This is a genomic window from Citrobacter sp. Marseille-Q6884, from assembly GCF_945906775.1.
Classification (GTDB): domain Bacteria; phylum Pseudomonadota; class Gammaproteobacteria; order Enterobacterales; family Enterobacteriaceae; genus Citrobacter.
The window spans coordinates 434,097-451,280 of sequence record NZ_CAMDRE010000001.1; the positions used below are offsets into that span (position 1 = coordinate 434,097).

17 protein-coding genes and 1 riboswitch are annotated in these 17,184 nt (G+C 52.7%); of the genes, 6 read left to right on the plus strand and 11 right to left on the minus strand.

Going from position 1 to position 17,184, the window contains the following annotated elements; all coding sequences use genetic code 11:
• Positions 1-112 precede the first annotated feature (112 nt).
• The 5 genes from parE to nudF are packed head-to-tail and all read right to left on the minus strand — an operon-like array spanning position 113 to position 4,518.
• Positions 113-2,005 (minus strand): DNA topoisomerase IV subunit B, encoded by a 1,893-nt coding sequence (parE, locus tag N7268_RS01915; RefSeq protein WP_137360701.1) that lies wholly within the window; start codon positions 2,003-2,005, stop codon positions 113-115.
• A 28-nt stretch (positions 2,006-2,033) separates the two neighbouring features.
• Positions 2,034-2,615 (minus strand): esterase YqiA, encoded by a 582-nt coding sequence (gene yqiA / locus N7268_RS01920; protein WP_198905753.1) that lies wholly within the window; start codon positions 2,613-2,615, stop codon positions 2,034-2,036.
• Positions 2,615-3,442 (minus strand): 3',5'-cyclic-AMP phosphodiesterase, encoded by an 828-nt coding sequence (gene cpdA / locus N7268_RS01925; RefSeq protein ID WP_198905752.1) that lies wholly within the window; start codon positions 3,440-3,442, stop codon positions 2,615-2,617. Before cpdA ends, yqiA begins: the two co-directional genes overlap by 1 nt.
• Positions 3,443-3,466: 24 nt before the next feature.
• Positions 3,467-3,889 (minus strand): DUF1249 family protein, encoded by a 423-nt coding sequence (locus N7268_RS01930; RefSeq protein ID WP_260861622.1) that lies wholly within the window; start codon positions 3,887-3,889, stop codon positions 3,467-3,469.
• The gene (gene nudF, locus N7268_RS01935) at positions 3,886-4,518 is read right to left on the minus strand and encodes an ADP-ribose diphosphatase (RefSeq protein ID WP_260861623.1); all 633 of its coding nucleotides are present in this window, start codon (positions 4,516-4,518) and stop codon (positions 3,886-3,888) included. Before nudF ends, N7268_RS01930 begins: the two co-directional genes overlap by 4 nt.
• Before the next feature lie 205 nt (positions 4,519-4,723).
• Between nudF and tolC the strand changes: the two genes are divergently transcribed.
• The 3 genes from tolC to N7268_RS01950 all read left to right on the plus strand — a co-directional run bounded on the left by tolC (position 4,724) and on the right by N7268_RS01950 (position 8,200).
• Entirely contained in the window at positions 4,724-6,208 is a 1,485-nt protein-coding gene (gene tolC / locus N7268_RS01940) for an outer membrane channel protein TolC (protein ID WP_260861624.1), read from the plus strand.
• 148 nt (positions 6,209-6,356) lie between these two features.
• Positions 6,357-7,034, plus strand: coding sequence for a DUF1190 family protein (locus tag N7268_RS01945; RefSeq protein ID WP_260861625.1), 678 nt, complete (start codon positions 6,357-6,359; stop codon positions 7,032-7,034).
• Positions 7,035-7,039: 5 nt separating this feature from the next.
• A complete protein-coding gene (locus N7268_RS01950; RefSeq protein ID WP_198905748.1) occupies positions 7,040-8,200 on the plus strand; it encodes a glutathionylspermidine synthase family protein in 1,161 nt (386 codons plus the stop codon).
• A gap of 61 nt (positions 8,201-8,261) precedes the next feature.
• Here N7268_RS01950 and ygiD read toward each other — a convergent pair whose 3' ends face one another.
• Positions 8,262-9,050, minus strand: coding sequence for a 4,5-DOPA dioxygenase extradiol (gene ygiD / locus N7268_RS01955; protein ID WP_198905746.1), 789 nt, complete (start codon positions 9,048-9,050; stop codon positions 8,262-8,264).
• Positions 9,051-9,197: 147 nt separating this feature from the next.
• Here ygiD and zupT point away from each other — a divergent pair, with 147 nt between their 5' ends.
• Positions 9,198-9,971 (plus strand): zinc transporter ZupT, encoded by a 774-nt coding sequence (zupT, locus tag N7268_RS01960; RefSeq protein ID WP_260861626.1) that lies wholly within the window; start codon positions 9,198-9,200, stop codon positions 9,969-9,971.
• Positions 9,972-10,039: 68 nt separating this feature from the next.
• Here the strand turns inward: zupT and N7268_RS01965 are convergent, their stop codons facing one another.
• Together N7268_RS01965 and ribB are read right to left on the minus strand one after the other, a co-directional pair.
• Positions 10,040-10,216 carry a hypothetical protein gene (locus N7268_RS01965; RefSeq protein WP_260861627.1) on the minus strand — a complete coding sequence of 59 codons (177 nt, stop codon included), beginning with the start codon at positions 10,214-10,216 and terminating at the stop codon, positions 10,040-10,042.
• 458 nt (positions 10,217-10,674) lie between these two features.
• Positions 10,675-11,328 carry a 3,4-dihydroxy-2-butanone-4-phosphate synthase gene (ribB, locus tag N7268_RS01970; protein WP_038633931.1) on the minus strand — a complete coding sequence of 218 codons (654 nt, stop codon included), beginning with the start codon at positions 11,326-11,328 and terminating at the stop codon, positions 10,675-10,677.
• Positions 11,329-11,434: 106 nt separating this feature from the next.
• Positions 11,435-11,584, minus strand: a riboswitch (FMN riboswitch).
• Between the two features lie 132 nt (positions 11,585-11,716).
• Here ribB and ubiK point away from each other — a divergent pair.
• Complete coding sequence (gene ubiK, locus N7268_RS01975; RefSeq protein ID WP_198905740.1) at positions 11,717-12,013, plus strand: ubiquinone biosynthesis accessory factor UbiK; 297 nt, start codon at positions 11,717-11,719, stop codon at positions 12,011-12,013.
• A 33-nt stretch (positions 12,014-12,046) separates the two neighbouring features.
• Here the strand turns inward: ubiK and glgS are convergent, their stop codons facing one another.
• The gene (glgS, locus tag N7268_RS01980) at positions 12,047-12,253 is read right to left on the minus strand and encodes a cell surface composition regulator GlgS (protein ID WP_198905738.1); all 207 of its coding nucleotides are present in this window, start codon (positions 12,251-12,253) and stop codon (positions 12,047-12,049) included.
• Between the two features lie 363 nt (positions 12,254-12,616).
• Here glgS and N7268_RS25155 point away from each other — a divergent pair, with 363 nt between their 5' ends.
• The gene (locus N7268_RS25155) at positions 12,617-12,676 is read left to right on the plus strand and encodes a type I toxin-antitoxin system Ibs family toxin (RefSeq protein WP_409929194.1); all 60 of its coding nucleotides are present in this window, start codon (positions 12,617-12,619) and stop codon (positions 12,674-12,676) included.
• A 121-nt stretch (positions 12,677-12,797) separates the two neighbouring features.
• Here N7268_RS25155 and hldE read toward each other — a convergent pair whose 3' ends face one another.
• Positions 12,798-14,234, minus strand: a complete 1,437-nt coding sequence (gene hldE / locus N7268_RS01985; RefSeq protein ID WP_260861630.1) for a bifunctional D-glycero-beta-D-manno-heptose-7-phosphate kinase/D-glycero-beta-D-manno-heptose 1-phosphate adenylyltransferase HldE — start codon at positions 14,232-14,234, stop codon at positions 12,798-12,800.
• A gap of 59 nt (positions 14,235-14,293) precedes the next feature.
• The gene (gene glnE / locus N7268_RS01990; protein ID WP_260861631.1) at positions 14,294-17,134 is read right to left on the minus strand and encodes a bifunctional [glutamate--ammonia ligase]-adenylyl-L-tyrosine phosphorylase/[glutamate--ammonia-ligase] adenylyltransferase; all 2,841 of its coding nucleotides are present in this window, start codon (positions 17,132-17,134) and stop codon (positions 14,294-14,296) included.
• Between the last annotated feature and the right edge of the window lie 50 nt (positions 17,135-17,184).

Here is a 17,184-nt window from a genome sequence, read left to right on the forward strand (position 1 = left end):
TATCGTCATAGCCGACAGGTCAGATAAGCAGCGCCATCAGGCATGAAGAGCATGCCGGATGGCGGTCAACCGCCTTATCCGGCCTACATATTACGATCCAACGCCCCCGGGATTACCCCTCGAGATCCGCCAGATCGCCTTTTTCCTGCAGCCAGTTGCGGCGATCTTCAGAACGCTTCTTGGCCAACAGCATATCCATCATCGCATTCGTACGCTGATCATCTTCATCATCAATGATGAGCTGTACCAGACGACGCGTATTAGGATCCAGCGTCGTTTCGCGCAGTTGCATCGGGTTCATTTCACCCAGACCTTTAAAGCGCTGCACGTTCGGCTTGCCTTTCTTACGCTTCAGCTGCTCCAGCACGCCCGCTTTCTCTTCTTCCGTCAGCGCGTAATACACCTCTTTGCCGAGGTCGATACGGTATAACGGCGGCAGCGCCACGTAGACGTGTCCGTGTTTCACCAGCGTACGGAAATGCTTCACAAACAGCGCGCAAAGCAGCGTGGCAATATGCAGACCATCGGAGTCCGCATCCGCCAGAATACAGATCTTGCCATAGCGCAGTTGGCTCAGATCGTCGCTATCCGGATCGATACCGATCGCCACCGAAATATCGTGGACTTCCTGAGATGCCAGCACTTCATCGGAAGAGACTTCCCAGGTATTAAGGATCTTCCCTTTCAGCGGCATGATCGCCTGATATTCACGATCGCGGGCCTGTTTGGCTGAGCCACCCGCCGAGTCACCTTCGACAAGGAACAGCTCGGTACGATTGAGATCCTGTGCGGTACAGTCCGCCAGTTTCCCTGGCAGTGCCGGGCCGCTGGTGAGCTTTTTACGCACGACTTTCTTCGCCGCGCGCAGACGGCGCTGGGCGCTGGAAATAGCCATTTCCGCCAGCAGCTCTGCTGACTGCACGTTCTGGTTCAGCCACAGGCTGAAGGCATCTTTCACCACACCGGACACAAATGCCGCACACTGACGAGAAGACAGACGCTCTTTGGTTTGCCCGGCAAACTGCGGATCCTGCATTTTCACCGACAGCACATAGGCACAGCGATCCCAGATATCTTCTGCCGACAACTTCACGCCGCGCGGCAGAATGTTGCGGTACTCACAAAACTCACGCATTGCATCCAACAGCCCCTGACGCAGACCATTGACGTGCGTACCACCCTGCATTGTCGGGATCAGGTTGACGTAGCTTTCTGTCAGCAACTCTCCGCCTTCTGGCAGCCAGAGCAGCGCCCAATCTACGGTCTCCGTTTCACCGCTAAAATTGCCGATGAACGGTTTTTCCGGCAGCGTGGGTAAACCATTAACAGCTTCGCTCAGATAGTCATTCAGACCATCCTGGTAGCACCAGCGCTGTTCGCTATTGTTGACCTCATCCTTAAACGTGATTTCAACGCCCGGGCACAAAACCGCTTTGGCCTTCAGCACATGCGTTAAGCGAGAGACAGAAAAACGCGGGCTGTCAAAGAAGGTTTCATCCGGCCAGAAGTGCACGCTGGTACCGGTATTGCGTTTACCGCAGGTACCGACAACCTGCAAATCCTGCACTTTGTCGCCGTTTTCAAACGCGATGTTATACACCTGACCATCGCGACGCACGTTCACTTCCACACGTTTCGACAGTGCGTTTACCACGGAGATACCGACCCCGTGCAGACCACCGGAAAACTGGTAGTTCTTATTGGAGAACTTACCGCCCGCGTGCAGACGACAAAGGATCAGTTCGACCGCCGGAACGCCTTCTTCGGGGTGAATATCCACCGGCATGCCGCGTCCATCATCAATGACTTCCAGTGATTGATCGGCATGTAAAATCACGTCCACACGCTTTGCGTGGCCCGCCAGTGCTTCATCGACACTGTTATCAATCACTTCCTGCCCAAGATGGTTAGGGCGGGTGGTATCGGTGTACATCCCAGGGCGACGGCGTACCGGCTCAAGCCCAGTGAGTACCTCAATGGCATCAGCGTTATAAGTTTGCGTCATGGTTTAAATTAGCAATTCGAATTGATCGTCAGAAACTGTGCAGTCCAAGGAAATCGACAATCTGGTTGAAATAATCTTCGAAGCCCGTGAATGCGTGGTTTCCGCCCTCAATAACTGTCTGACGGCAGGAGGCGTAATACGCCACCGCCTGGCGGTAGTCCAACACTTCATCGCCCGTTTGTTGGAGCAACCAGATCAAATCCGGCGCTTCCAGCGGGTCAATCTGCATGACTTTAAGATCGTAAATATGGCGAGACTCTAGCACATATTGCTGCCCCGTGTAGGGGTTCTCGTTTTGACCGAGATAATCGACCAGCAGTTCATAAGGCCGCACAGCAGGGTTCACCACCACTGCGGGCAACATAAAACATTGCGACAGCCAGGTGGCGTAATAGCCCCCTAACGAAGAGCCGACAATACCTAATGACTCACCGCCATGTTCAAGGACAATAGACTCCAACATTTCTGCCGCCTGGGCTGGATATGGCGGCAACTGCGGTACGATCATCTCAACGTGCGGATGATGCTCCGCCAGCCAGTTTTTCAGCAGGCACGCTTTCGCCGAACGCGGTGAGCTATTAAATCCGTGGAGATAGAGAAGCGTAGACATCAGTAGCCTTCTGAAGCGGTATCAGGGTGGAACCGATTACCCTGCAGGCGGCACACCTGGGTTTGCAACGTACCGTCAGCAAAAAGTTCCAGCGTACGCCAGCCGGGGCTTATCGTATCTAACGTGAAGTTGGAACAATGCGGCTTAAACTGCACGCAGGTCGAGGGCGTCGCCAGCAGGCGGCGACCGTTCCAGTCAAGGTCCAGCTCCTGATGAATATGCCCGCACAGCAGGTACTTCACGCGCGGATAATTCACTAACACGTTGTCCAGCTCTGCGGCATTGCGCAAGCTGTGCTGATCGAGCCAGCTGCAGCCCGCAGGCAGGGGATGATGATGCAGAAGCAGCAACGTATGACGTTCCGGGGCGTCGGCAAGTTTACGCTCCAGCCATTCGAGCTGAAATTCGCTTAGCTCTCCGTGGGGAACGCCAAAAACCTGGCTATCCAGCAGCAAAATTTGCCACTGCTCGCCGATGAAAACACGTTTAGCAGGGGAAATTCCCGCATCCTGCAACGAGCTGTACATCGCCGGTTGAAAATCATGGTTGCCCGGCAGCCAAACGCAGGGCGCACGAAAACTTGCGATGCCCTCAGCAAAATGCTGATAAGCCGCAGCAGATTGATCCTGCGCCAAATCTCCCGTCGCAACGATCAGATCGTATTCAAGCGACTCAGCATGAATAGCGTCCAGTACGGACTGATAGCTGTCCCAGGTGTTCACACCCAGCAGCGTCTCATGCTTTTCGGCAAACAGGTGAGTGTCTGTAATTTGTAAGATCCTGACTCTGGCCTCACCAGCCAAAGGAAGGGTTAACAGGCTTTCCAAATGGTGTCCTTAGGTTTCACGACGCTAATAAACCGGAATCGCCATCGCTCCATGTGCTAAACAGTACCGTAACCAGTCAGCCAAAAACTGATTAATTTGATGCTTTTCGTCGCGTTGATGCAACTTTTTATTTGGATAATCATACCGCGCTTTGAAGCGAAAGATCTGCTGGCTTGAACACACTTCAGCCACCCTCGCATCATGATACAGGCGTACAGTCAACGATGGCAGGCTCCAGTAAGTCACAGCAGGCGCCGTCTGTTCGATCGCAACAAGCGTAGTGTATCGGGTCGATTCAATAATCGTTAACCGATATTGTGCGTTTGCCACCTGATAGCTCACTGTTTCGCCAGCTGCGTCATTGCGTGGCAACAGGCAGCGCAATTGCGAAAAATTGGTTTCGCACAGGCGCATCATTTCAGGGAAGTCAGGTGTGTAACGCTTCATTTTTTCCACTCAGTTTTTAACTCTTGATAGTGCAGCTGTAACCATTGCAAAGCGATGACAGAGGCCGCGTTGTCGATAATCCCCTCTTCTACCCACTGGTAAGCCTGTTCCCGACTCACCACATGAACACGAATATCTTCGTTTTCATCCGCCAGACCGTGGATCCCGTTTGCGGTCGTGGCGTCCACTTCGCCTACCAAAATCGACAGGCGCTCACTGGTGCCGCCAGGGCTTGCCAGATAGCTCAGCACAGGCTTTGTCCGTTTCACTTCCAGCCCGGCTTCTTCCATCGCTTCTCGGCGGGCAACGTCCTCAACGGTCTCGCCCTCTTCGATCATCCCGGCCACCATTTCCAGCAGCCATGGGCTTTCGCTGGTATCAAATGCCGCAATACGAATTTGCTCGACCAGGACGACTTCATCCCGCTCAGGGTCAAAGGGTAGCAAGACTGCCGCGTGTCCGCGCTCAAAAATTTCGCGCCTGACCTCACCGCTCATACCACCGTTAAACAGGCGATGGCGGAACCGATAAAGATCCAGTGAAAAAAAACCGCGGTATAGCGTTTCTCGTGCAATAATTTCTACATCATTTTTAGTGAAAGTCATTGGCAAGTTGTCTGGTTTGCGCATTGTGCTGTCCTGATACCAATAGTGATTAAAAGGTGAATTTCAAGGTCGTTAGACTGCTGTTTCGGCGCCCTTGTGTTAAATTGATGCAAATTAACGCCGTATGGCACGTAACGCCAACTTTTTGAAGTGGCGGATTCTGCTAGAATCAGCAATTATTTTTACAATTTGATCAGCGCTAAATACTGCTTCACAACAAGGAATGCAAATGAAGAAATTGCTCCCCATCCTTATCGGCCTGAGCCTGTCGGGGTTCAGTACTTTGAGCCAGGCAGAAAACCTGATGCAGGTTTATCAGCAAGCACGCCTGAGCAACCCGGAATTGCGTAAATCCGCCGCCGATCGCGATGCTGCATTCGAAAAAATTAACGAAGCGCGTAGTCCATTACTGCCGCAGCTGGGTTTAGGTGCCGATTACACCTACAGCAATGGCTACCGTGATTCTAATGGTATCAACTCCAACGCCACCAGCGCGTCGTTGCAACTGACGCAGTCTCTTTTCGATATGTCGAAATGGCGTGCCCTGACGCTGCAAGAAAAATCAGCGGGCATCCAGGATGTGACCTATCAGACCGATCAGCAAACGCTGATTCTGAATACCGCCACAGCCTATTTTAACGTATTGAACGCGATTGACGTGCTCTCTTACACCCAGGCGCAGAAAGACGCCGTCTACCGTCAGTTAGATCAAACGACCCAACGTTTTAACGTTGGCCTCGTCGCCATCACTGATGTGCAGAACGCCCGTTCACAATACGATACCGTACTGGCGAACGAAGTCACTGCGCGTAACAATCTGGACAACGCGGTAGAGCAACTGCGTCAGGTGACCGGTAATTACTACCCGGAACTGGCCTCGCTCAACGTTGATGGGTTTAAAACCAACAAACCGCAGGCGGTGAATGCGCTGCTGAAAGAAGCCGAAAACCGCAACCTGACGTTACTGCAGGCACGTTTAAGCCAGGACCTGGCGCGTGAACAAATTCGTCTGGCGCAGGACGGTCACTTGCCGACGCTGGATTTAACCGCGTCTACCGGTGTTTCTGATACCTCTTACAGTGGTTCTCAAACCCATGGCGGCCCTGATAGTAAGGCATATGACGACAGCAATATGGGCCAGAACAAAATCGGTCTGAGCTTCTCTTTGCCACTGTACCAGGGCGGAATGGTTAACTCGCAGGTGAAACAAGCGCAGTACAACTTTGTTGGCGCGAGCGAACAACTTGAAAGCGCACACCGTAGCGTGGTGCAAACCGTTCGTTCTTCCTTCAACAACATTAATGCGTCTATCAGCAGCATTAACGCCTATAAACAAGCGGTTGTTTCTGCCCAAAGTTCTTTGGACGCGATGGAAGCCGGTTATTCCGTGGGTACACGTACGATCGTCGATGTGTTGGATGCTACCACCACGTTGTACAACGCCAAGCAGCAGTTGGCTAACGCGCGTTATACCTATCTGATCAACCAGTTAAACATCAAGTCTGCGCTTGGTACGTTGAACGAGCAGGATCTGGTGGCGTTGAACAATACGCTGGGCAAACCGATTTCTACCGCCCCTGAAGCGGTAGCACCGGAAAACGCACAGCAAGACGCGGCGGCAGATGGTTACACTGCCAACAACGCGGCGCCCGCTGCCCAGCCGGTTGCTACGCATACCACCACCAGCAACGGTAACAATCCGTTCCGTAACTGATGTTGATGACGGGGCTTCGGCCCCGTCTGAACGTAAGACAACGTAAAGATCAGCCCCTTCCCGCGCATTCTGGCCTCTTCCCGCTTCAATTTCGACCAGCCATCCACTATTCTGAGCAGTATTTACCACTGGGTCCTGGAAGACACACATGAAACGGACAAAATCTATACATCACGCAGCGTTCCGTAAAAGCTGGAGCGCACGCCACCTGACTCCTGTCGCCCTGGCAGTAACCGCGGTATTTATGCTTGCGGGCTGTGAAAAGAGCGACGAAACGGTATCGCTTTACCAAAATGCGGATGACTGCTCTGCGGCGAATCCGGGTAAAAGCGCCGAATGTACGACCGCATTCAACAACGCGTTGAAAGAAGCTGAGCGTACTGCCCCTAAATACGCCACGCGCGAAGACTGCATCGCTGAGTTCGGTGAAGGTCAGTGCCAGCAGGCACCTGCACAGGCCGGTATGGCACCGACCGGTGAAGGCCAGGCTCAGGCGCAGAATCAAAGCAGTGGCAGCTTCTGGATGCCGTTGATGGCCGGCTACATGATGGGCCGATTGATGGGCGGTGGAATGGGCGCTCAGCAGCCGCTGTTCAGCTCGAAAAACCCGGCCAGCCCGGCATACGGCAAATACACCGATGCGGCGGGTAAGAACTATGGCGCCGCGCAGCCAGGCCGTACGATGACTGTGCCGAAAACCGCGATGGCACCGAAACCAGCAACCACGTCAACCGTTACGCGCGGCGGTTTTGGTGAGTCTGTGGCAAAACAGAGCACCATGCAGCGTAGCGCAAGCGGCACTACCACGCGTTCAATGGGTGGCTGATCCACATGGAAAGAATCAGTATTGTTGAGCGCCCGGACTGGCGCGAAAAAGCCACCGAATACGGTTTTAATTTTCACACCATGTACGGCGAGCCGTACTGGTGCGAAGATGCCTACTACAAGTTAACGCTGGCTCAGGTTGAGAAGCTGGAAGAGGTCACCGCTGAGCTGCATCAGATGTGCCTCAAGGTGGTGGAAAGAGTCATCGCCAGCGATGAGCTGATGACCAAGTTTCGCATTCCTAAGCATACCTGGGGCTTTGTCCGTCAGTCCTGGCTGACCCAGCAACCGTCGCTCTATTCTCGCCTTGATCTGGCATGGGATGGTACCGGCGAACCCAAACTGCTGGAAAACAACGCCGATACGCCGACCTCACTGTATGAAGCCGCCTTTTTCCAGTGGATTTGGCTGGAAGACCAGCTGAATGCAGGCAACCTGCCAGAAGGTAGCGATCAGTTTAACAGTCTGCAAGAAAAGCTGATTGAACGGTTCACCGAGCTGCGCGAGCAGTATGGTTTTCAGCTTCTGCATCTGACCTGCTGCCGCGATACGGTCGAAGATCGCGGGACGATCCAGTATCTGCAGGATTGTGCGGCTGAAGCAGAAATCGCCACCGAGTTCCTCTATGTCGAAGATATTGGCCTGGGCGAAAAAGGTCAGTTTACGGACTTAGAAGATCAGGTGATTGCCAACCTGTTCAAGCTCTATCCGTGGGAGTTCATGCTGCGCGAGATGTTCTCCACCAAGCTGGAAGACGCGGGCGTTCGCTGGCTGGAACCGGCATGGAAAAGCATTATCTCAAACAAAGCGTTATTACCTTTGCTGTGGGAAATGTTCCCGAACCACCCGAATCTGCTGCCTGCGTATTTCGCCGAAGATGACTATCCGCAGATGGAAAAATTCGTCGTGAAGCCGATCTTCTCCCGTGAAGGCGCTAACGTGTCCATTATTGAGAACGGTAAAACGATCGAAGCAGTGGAAGGACCGTACGGTGAAGAAGGTATGATCGTGCAGCAGTTCCATCCGCTGCCGAAGTATGGCGACAGCTATATGCTGATCGGCAGCTGGCTGATTAACGATCAACCGGCCGGGATCGGTATTCGTGAAGACAGAGCGTTGATCACTCAGGATCTTTCCCGCTTCTATCCGCATATTTTTGTCGAATAATGCGTGTGCCGGGCGGCGATTTCGCCTGACCCGGCTTTCACTCAACGCCTGCAGGCAAAAATCATCCTACCTGCACCGACAACATACTCAGACTGCCCATCTCAATGCCGTCCACCGGGATCGTAACCGGCTCTTTGCCATCCCACGCCCCTAATACATACAGTAACGGCAGGAAGTGATCCGGTGTTGGGTTCGACAGCGATCCACCTTCATGCTCCAGGTAATTAACCAGAGGATGCTGCTCAACTGGCCCCTGCCAGGTCAGATTTGCTTTCACATACTCATTGAATGAAGTCGCCCACGGATACGGCGTGTTCTCACCGTGCCAGCGTGCTGTACGCAGGTTATGCACCACGTTACCACTGGCCACCAGCATAATCCCCTCATCACGCAGTGCCGCCAGTTTACGGCCAATGTCGAAATGCCAGGCTGCAGGTTTCGTACTATCAATGCTGAGCTGTACCATTGGAATATCCGCATTCGGGTACATCTTGATCAGCACACCCCATGAACCATGGTCAAATCCCCACGCTTCTTTGTCCAACGTAACGGGTACGGGAGCAAGCAAATCCACCAAATGTTGCGCCAGTTCAGGCGAACCAGGCGCCGGGTAATGGGTGTCATACAGCGCCTGCGGAAAACCACCAAAATCGTGAATGGTTTTTGGCGCTTCCATCGCCGTCACGCCTGTGCCGCGTGTGAACCAGTGTGCCGACACGACAACAATCGCTTTCGGGCGCGGCAACGTTTCCCCCAGCTGCTGCCACGCACGGGTATAAACGTTATCTTCCAGAACATTCATCGGGCTGCCATGGCCCAAAAACAATGCTGGCATACGAGTTGAAGACATGATGATATCCTTACTGAGGGAGTCATTTTGATATCATCACAATACGCTTTTTCGGTTGATGAAGAACTCAGATAACCATGATGAAGATCATCAGTTATTTTGACGATCTGGCCCGGACAGCAGATTGATAAGGAGTTGGATTTGTCGATGTCAGTACCTTTACTTCTGACTTTACTGGCGGGGGCCGCCACCTTTATTGGCGCGTTTCTTGGCGTGCTGGGACAAAAGCCCTCTAATCGCCTTCTCGCCTTTTCTCTGGGCTTTGCGGCAGGGATCATGCTGCTTATCTCCTTGATGGAGATGTTACCCGCCGCACTGGCCGCTGAAGGAATGTCGCCGGTGCTCGGCTACGGAATGTTTATTGTTGGCCTGTTGGGTTATTTTGGACTGGATCGCCTGCTGCCGCATGCGCATCCTCAGGATCTGGTGCAAAAGACAAAACAGCCTTTACCCGGCTCTATTAAACGCACCGCTATTTTATTAACGCTCGGCATCAGTCTGCACAACTTCCCGGAAGGGATCGCGACGTTTGTAACGGCCAGCAGCAACCTCGAACTGGGCTTTGGTATTGCCCTGGCGGTTGCGTTACATAATATTCCTGAAGGACTCGCCGTTGCCGGTCCCGTCTATGCCGCAACAGGTTCTAAACGTATCGCGATATTCTGGGCTGGCATTTCAGGCATGGCGGAAATACTGGGTGGCGTACTGGCATGGTTAATTTTGGGCAGTCTGATTTCACCCGTAATCATGGCGGCAATAATGGCTGCGGTAGCCGGTATTATGGTCGCGTTATCCGTTGATGAACTGATGCCACTGGCGAAAGAGATCGATCCCAATAATAATCCCAGCTATGGCGTGCTCTGTGGAATGTCCGTAATGGGACTCAGCCTAGTTATTTTACAATCGATGGGGATCGGATAATACAGGTGGCGGATGTGATTCTGCTGCTCTGAGCATCCGCCTCAACGACCGCACAATGGCGATAGGAATTATTCGGGATCCCTTGCCGTACGCTCACCCTCGTTCGCACCACGAAACAGCTTGTTGCGTGCCTCAAGTAACGCATCTCTGTCTTGCCGAAAGGCTTTGCAATAACGTTTCATATGGCAATAATAACCCACCGCAACGAGTGCAATTAAGACAATCCAATACCAGGCAATAAACATTCTTTTACCCTTAAAATTTAACATCATTAAACATTTAACGTTAAAATTTTACACAATTTAATTCTGACCTACCTATATAGTGGCATATTACAGAAACAAACCTATGATTTCGATCATATAAATCAGTAGCTAAAGCCAATCAATTCAATCCTTATTAAAAAGAAAAAATCTACGTAATCATATTTCGGAATAATATTTACAGACAGTTCGAACAATACGAATCTTCACGAAAACGAATAACCCCATTAAATATGGCTACTCATCTATTTTCAGACAGGAAATACGGTCAGTGTAAAACTGATATTCATAATACTCTTTAAATAGACAATCCCTACTGACAAATAGAATGTTGAGATGCGGGAACGATGTCGAACGTGATCATTGGATAATAAAAAACCGAAGCCAGAAAACGGACTTCGGTTTTTTTACACATCGCCACGACAGGCGCGGCAAAGTACTTAGCTGGCTTTGCGCTCGTGCGCCTGACGGTAAGCCACTAAATCTTCGATAGTGACAACAGCCATATTGTGCTTGCCTGCAAATTCGATGCACTCCGGCGCGCGAGCCATGGTGCCGTCATCGTTGGTCAGTTCGCACAGTACACCTGCGGGTTTAAACCCTGCCAGTGTCATCAGGTCGATAGTGGCTTCAGTGTGACCACCGCGGGTCAATACACCACCAGCCTGAGCACGCAACGGGAAAACGTGTCCCGGACGGTTCAAATCGGAAGGTTTCGCGCCATCCTTAATCGCCGCGCGAACCGTAGTAACACGGTCAGCAGCGGAAACACCGGTAGTCACGCCTTCTGCAGCTTCAATCGTCACAGTAAAGCCCGTGCCGTATGCGCTGGTGTTATTTTCCACCATCATAGGCAGATCGAGCTGTTTGCGTCGGTCTTCAGTGATGCACAGGCACACAATACCGCTACCGTGACGGATGGTCAGCGCCATCTGTTCAACGGTCATGGTTTCTGCCGGAAACACCATATCGCCTTCGTTTTCGCGATCTTCGTCGTCCAGCACCATGACACCGCGTCCTTCACGCAGCGCAGACAGCGCATGTTCAACACGTTCGAAAGGCGTACCAAAAGAGGAAAGTAGCGTCTGATTCATGGTAAAAAAACCTCACTAAAATTATGGTTACCAGAATCAGGGCAGTCTTAGGAGTACCGTCTAAGCGGCAAAAAAATAACGTGAGCGGGTCCATGCCCGACTGGATCGTTACTCTCTCCCATCCGGACTCTAACCGTCGGCCCCGGAATTACACCGGATCTGCTGACCTTTTTACTTTCGCAAAAAGCGCTCGCGGGCTTTCAACCTGAGTTGATTTACCGCCGGTGGGGAATTTCGCCCCGCCCTGAGAATAAGCGGGTTAACTATAACGCTATTGATTACCTTCATCAACGCATTTACTCGACTTAGCTTCACACAATTCTGGTTTATGCCTGTGCCATATCGCACTACAATAGGCAGCATCACGTACCAGTTCAGGGAAACCACAATGATTGACCCGAAAAAAATTGAGCAGATTGCTCGTCAGGTTCACGAGTCGATGCCGAAAGGGATCCGGGAGTTTGGGGAAGACGTCGAGAAAAAAATCCGTCAAACGTTGCAGTCTCAGCTGACGCGCCTGGATTTGGTAAGCCGCGAAGAATTTGATGTGCAAACCCAGGTTTTACTGCGTACCCGTGAAAAGCTGGCGCTGCTTGAGCAACGCCTGACAGACCTGGAAGCGCGTGAAAAAGTGGCCGAAGTTAAGCCAGCGCCCGCTATCCCCCCTGTCGATCCGCAAGAATAAAAACAACAACGGGCCGCAAGGCCCGTTAATCGGTTAGTGTTCCAGTTCTAATTTCTTCGCTTCTGTTGCCTGCTGGCAATAGAGTGCATACCGTTTGCAAAACCAGCTGCGATGCTCTTCATCCATGTTTCCCGTTACAGCCTGGATATCAACAGGGTGGCCCTCAGCCTCCATCCTGGCAAAACTCCGGGCCAGGAAATCGAAATTGTTCAGTGAATACATATTGCTGTTCATGAGCATACCCTCCAGTTATTGAATATCTGTTAAGGCCATATGCTTTTTCTGATTTCAGTATTTCCCTATACGCAAAGTGGTTATGTACATAATGTGCGCAAATCGATAGCCAGGTTCACATTTTCCTGCGAAATCTGCGAGGGGATAACCGTTGAACCAATAAAGTCCATCACCGGAATTAAGATCACGCACTGTTCGACGTTCAGTTAACCAGGAGAACCGCTGTTTTGCGTAGTCGATCCAGCAATAGAAAGGCGAGGCGAGAAAGCCCTTGCGCCAGTATGGGCACACACCAACAATCGCTTCGTCAGCAAGGGGCTGCAACGAGAAAGCCCCTCTCGAAGAAGGGGCTTTAATAAGGAAAGGGTTATGATGAAGCGAGTCATCATACTGGTTGTGCTGTTACTGATAAGTTTCCACGCTTACTAACAGTCAATCAGAGGGGGGAGAAATCCCCTCTCACCCTTATTCCTGTACTTTAGGTTGAAAAAACAACAGCGTCAACAGGAGGAAGTGCACCGCAACGAAAAGTTCGATGCATTTCCAGCATTCACGCTTTATCGCTGTCTTTCTGGATCTTTTTGATGATATTGGTCGTTGAGCAACCGTCTTCGAAGTTGAGCACCAACACTTCGCCACCGTTAGCCCACACCTCTTCGCTGCCGGCAATTTCTTGCGGCTTATAATCGCCGCCTTTCACCAGCAGATCCGGCAGGATGCCAGCAATCAGCCGCTGTGGAGTATCTTCTTCAAACGAGACCACCCAATCGACGGATTCCAGCGCCCCCAGCACGATCATTCGCTGTTCAAGTGGGTTAACCGGACGCGTTTCGCCTTTCAGACGTTTAGTGGAAGCATCGCTGTTTACCGCAACGATCAGACGATCGCCCAGCTTGCGCGCATTCGCCAGATAAGAGACGTGGCCTGCGTGCAGGATATCGAACACACCATTCGTCATCACCACTTTCTCACCGCGCTTACGCGCGCTGGCCACGGCGTGTTTCAGCTCAGCTTCGCTCATCACGCCAAAGCCGGTTTCCGCACGACCACGCACGGCGTTTTCCAGTTCAATGGGAGAAACGGTAGATGTCCCCAATTTACCGACAACAACACCGGCTGCCGCATTCGCAAAATAGCACGCCTCTTCCAGCGTATTACCTGCCGCCAGCGTTGCCGCCAGCACGCCAATGACCGTATCACCCGCACCGGTCACGTCATACACTTCCTGCGCCTGGGTCGGCATATGCAGCGGCGCTTTACCTGGTTGCAGCAGCGTCATACCTTGCTCGGAACGCGTGATCAGCAGTGCAGAAAGGTCAAAATCAGCAATCACCTTCATGCCACGCTCAACCAGTTCGTCCTCGCTTTTACACTTACCCGCCACCGCTTCAAATTCGGAAAGGTTCGGTGTTAACAGCGTTGCGCCGCGATAGCGTTCAAAATCCGTCCCTTTAGGATCGATAAGCACCGGCACGCCAGCTTTACGGGCCAGGGTAATCATCTGCTGTACGCTGGCCAGCGCCCCTTTGGCGTAGTCAGAAAGCACCAGTGCACCGATTGAACCCAGCGCCTGGTTAATACGATCATGCAGCGGCTGCGGATCGACGCCTTCAAAACCTTCCTCAAAATCCAGGCGAATCAGTTGCTGGTTACGGGAAAGTACGCGCAGTTTGGTGATTGTCGGATGCGTCGGCACAGAAACGAAGTCACATTTTACATTCACGTCCGCCAGCGTTTTACTGAGCGCACGTGCTGCGTCATCAATACCCGTCAGGCCCACCAGACGCGAATTCGCTCCCAGAGAGGCAATGTTCATCGCCACGTTTGCCGCGCCACCGGGACGTTCTTCAATGGTGTCCACTTTGACCACCGGTACCGGCGCTTCAGGTGAAATACGGCTGGTAGGTCCGTACCAGTAGCGATCCAGCATCACATCACCGACAACCATGACTCCTGCACGTTCAAACTCTGGCAGCGTTACTTTCATTCCTGTCTCCTGAGAGATTCTCTGAGGGTCTTAAAATTTGCGCGCGATAATAGCATACTTCACTCGGCAACCAGCCACTTCTGCCAGCTGTTACGCACCAGCGTACGCTCAGCATTGAAGCACTCCGGCGCGACATGCCCCGGAAGTTCCTGCAGTGCAAGGTGGTGAAGTTCATCACGCAGCGTCGTATAAGCACGGGTAAGCGCCAGCGCTTCCTGCTCATCCATAATGTCGTTTTGCGCCAGCAACTCCAGAATGCGCACGTTATCCGACCAGCGTGTCAGCTTCGGTTTTTCATGGGCATAGCGCAGCACCAGATATTGCGTAATAAACTCAATGTCGGTGATCCCGCCTTCATCGGCTTTAATATCAAAACGATCGCGATGCTTATTACCCAGGTGCGTACGCATTTTCTCACGCATTTCACGCACGTCAGTCTGTAATGTTTTTCCGTCACGGGCGAGCGTCATAATATCGCGACGCACCGTGTCAAACTGAGAGGTCAGTTGCGGGTCGCCATATACCACGCGGGCGCGCACCAGCGCCTGATGCTCCCACGTCCAGGCTTCATTGCGTTGATAATCGGAGAACGCTTCCATAGATGTCACCAGCATACCCGCAGCACCGGACGGACGCAGACGCGCATCCACCTCATACAAAATACCGGAGGAGGTGCGGGTACTGAAAAGATGCATAATGCGCTGTGACAGGCGCAGATAAAACTGCCGCCCGTCAATTTCACGCTCACCGTCCGTCATGACATCCATCGGACAGTCATGCAGGAAGATCAAATCGAGATCGGAACTGTATCCCAACTCCCAACCGCCCAGCTTGCCATAACCGACAACGGCAAAACCGCGACCTTCGCGATCGCTAAGGTGCGTTGGCTGACCGTAACGGGCGACCATTTGCGTCCAGGCCTGCTGAACCACCGCGTCAATAATGGCTTCCGCCAGCCAGGTCAGATGATCACTCACTTTCATCACCGGCAGAGTTCCGGCAATATCAGCCGCCGCAATACGCAACAACTGTGTTTGCTTAAACTGGCGCAGCGCTTCCAGCTGCTGCTCCTCGTCATCTTCCGGTACTCGCAACAAATACTGACGTAACTCATCACGATAAGCATCCGTCGCGGTCGGCTGATATAGCGTATTCGGATCAAGCAGTTCGTCGAGTAGCAATGGATAACGCGCCAACTGGCTGGCCACCATCGGTGAAGCCGCGCACAGAGAAATGAGATGTTTCAGCGCGCCGGGAAACTCGCTGAGAAGCTCCAGATAAGTAGTGCGGGTCACAATCCCCACCAGCAGCGGGGTAATACGCGACAGCGGCACTGAAGCATCATCACGGGAACAAACATCGCTCAGCAGATGCGGCATTAAATGATCCAGCACCTGGCGTCCACGTGGGCCAATCGTTCGTTTATCCAGCTCTTTGCGGAAATCGGCAATTAGGGTTAACACACGGCGGCGATCGTCATCCGCCAGATGCATCAATACCGGCGTGGTGTCATCTTCCTGCAATGCATCCTGCCACAACTCGCGCCACTGCTCTGACAACGACTCTTCCTGGGTATCGGTTTCGTCATCGCCAATTAATTCGTTAAAGACCCGGCGCACGTTACTCATATGTACTGCCAACACGTCGCTCAACGATTGCCAGTCATCTGCGGCCATACCCCACGCCAGGCGAGCACGATTTAACTCATCACCCGGCAGCGTTTGGGTCTGTTCGTCGTTGATACTTTGCAGCAGGTTTTCCAGACGGCGCAGATAAAGATAGGCCGCGCGCAGTTGTTCCGCGTCGTTATCAGACAGCAGATTAAGCGTATTGATGGCGCTGAGCGTCGGTAAGAGCGAGCGGGACTGCAGCGATGGCTCACGACCGCCGCGAATAAGCTGGAAGACCTGAACGATAAATTCAATTTCCCGAATACCGCCCGCGCCCAGTTTGATATTGTCTTTCAGGCCACGGCGGCGCACTTCACGGGCAATCATCCCTTTCATGTTACGCAGAGACTGGATGACGCTGAAGTCGATATAGCGACGGAAGACAAACGGTCGCAGCATAGCGCGCAGCTCACTGACATAAGTCCCGTCAGCATCCCCCATAATGCGCGCTTTAACCATGGCGTAGCGTTCCCAGTCGCGGCCTTGCTCCTGATAGTAATCCTCCAGCGCGGAGAAACTCAGCACCAGCGGCCCACTGTCGCCAAACGGGCGCAAGCGCATATCCACGCGATAGACAAACCCATCCATTGTCGGCTGATCTAACACTTTGATCAGTCGCTGCCCCATGCGGGTAAAAAACTGCGCGTTATCCAGTTCGCGCCGTCCACCCTGCGTACAGCCATGTTCCGGCCAGGCGAAAATCAGGTCGATATCGGAGGAAAAGTTCAGCTCGCCGCCGCCCAGTTTTCCCATGCCTAAAATTAACAGCGGCTGCGCAACACCCTCCGGGTTACAGGGCGTGCCCCACTCGCGGCAGCAGGCGTCATACAACCAATCCCGGGCAGCAATAATCAGTGTTTCAGCCAGATGGCTTAACTGCTGCAAAATACTCTCTTCCGTCACCAGCGACAGCGTCTGCGCCCAGGCGATACGCACCATGATGCGACGACGAAACAGACGAAGTTCGCGCATCAGCGCCGTTTCATCATTAACTTCACTTAATGCTTGCTGTAGCCAGTCGGCATAGTGCTGCCATTCATCAGCCTGAGGCGGCGCGCTTTCCAGCTCAGCCAGCCACTCAGGGTGAGCAATAAGGCTATCGCGGACAAAATCACTGAATGTAAGCACTGACTTCGCCTGAATGCTAAGTGAAGCCTCAGAAATTGCTGCTGGCAGCCGCTCGACAACGGTTGGCCAGTACTGCTGTAACGGTGAAGAGAGCTGCTTCATTTAAGGGGTATCCTTTGAATGATGCCGGATGGCGGCGCATCGCCTTATCC

What these genes read in the sequence shown, in the direction of transcription:
- parE (WP_137360701.1), bottom strand. Translation starts at nt 2,005, where the DNA reads ATGACGCAAACTTATAACGCTGATGCCATTGAGGTACTCACTGGGCTT.
- yqiA (WP_198905753.1), bottom strand. Translation starts at nt 2,615, where the DNA reads ATGTCTACGCTTCTCTATCTCCACGGATTTAATAGCTCACCGCGTTCG.
- N7268_RS01930 (WP_260861622.1), bottom strand. Translation starts at nt 3,889, where the DNA reads ATGAAGCGTTACACACCTGACTTCCCTGAAATGATGCGCCTGTGCGAA.
- nudF (WP_260861623.1), bottom strand. Translation starts at nt 4,518, where the DNA reads ATGCGCAAACCAGACAACTTGCCAATGACTTTCACTAAAAATGATGTA.
- tolC (WP_260861624.1), top strand. Translation starts at nt 4,724, where the DNA reads ATGAAGAAATTGCTCCCCATCCTTATCGGCCTGAGCCTGTCGGGGTTC.
- N7268_RS01945 (WP_260861625.1), top strand. Translation starts at nt 6,357, where the DNA reads ATGAAACGGACAAAATCTATACATCACGCAGCGTTCCGTAAAAGCTGG.
- N7268_RS01950 (WP_198905748.1), top strand. Translation starts at nt 7,040, where the DNA reads ATGGAAAGAATCAGTATTGTTGAGCGCCCGGACTGGCGCGAAAAAGCC.
- ygiD (WP_198905746.1), bottom strand. Translation starts at nt 9,050, where the DNA reads ATGTCTTCAACTCGTATGCCAGCATTGTTTTTGGGCCATGGCAGCCCG.
- zupT (WP_260861626.1), top strand. Translation starts at nt 9,198, where the DNA reads ATGTCAGTACCTTTACTTCTGACTTTACTGGCGGGGGCCGCCACCTTT.
- N7268_RS01965 (WP_260861627.1), bottom strand. Translation starts at nt 10,216, where the DNA reads ATGTTTATTGCCTGGTATTGGATTGTCTTAATTGCACTCGTTGCGGTG.
- ribB (WP_038633931.1), bottom strand. Translation starts at nt 11,328, where the DNA reads ATGAATCAGACGCTACTTTCCTCTTTTGGTACGCCTTTCGAACGTGTT.
- ubiK (WP_198905740.1), top strand. Translation starts at nt 11,717, where the DNA reads ATGATTGACCCGAAAAAAATTGAGCAGATTGCTCGTCAGGTTCACGAG.
- glgS (WP_198905738.1), bottom strand. Translation starts at nt 12,253, where the DNA reads ATGCTCATGAACAGCAATATGTATTCACTGAACAATTTCGATTTCCTG.
- hldE (WP_260861630.1), bottom strand. Translation starts at nt 14,234, where the DNA reads ATGAAAGTAACGCTGCCAGAGTTTGAACGTGCAGGAGTCATGGTTGTC.
- glnE (WP_260861631.1), bottom strand. Translation starts at nt 17,134, where the DNA reads ATGAAGCAGCTCTCTTCACCGTTACAGCAGTACTGGCCAACCGTTGTC.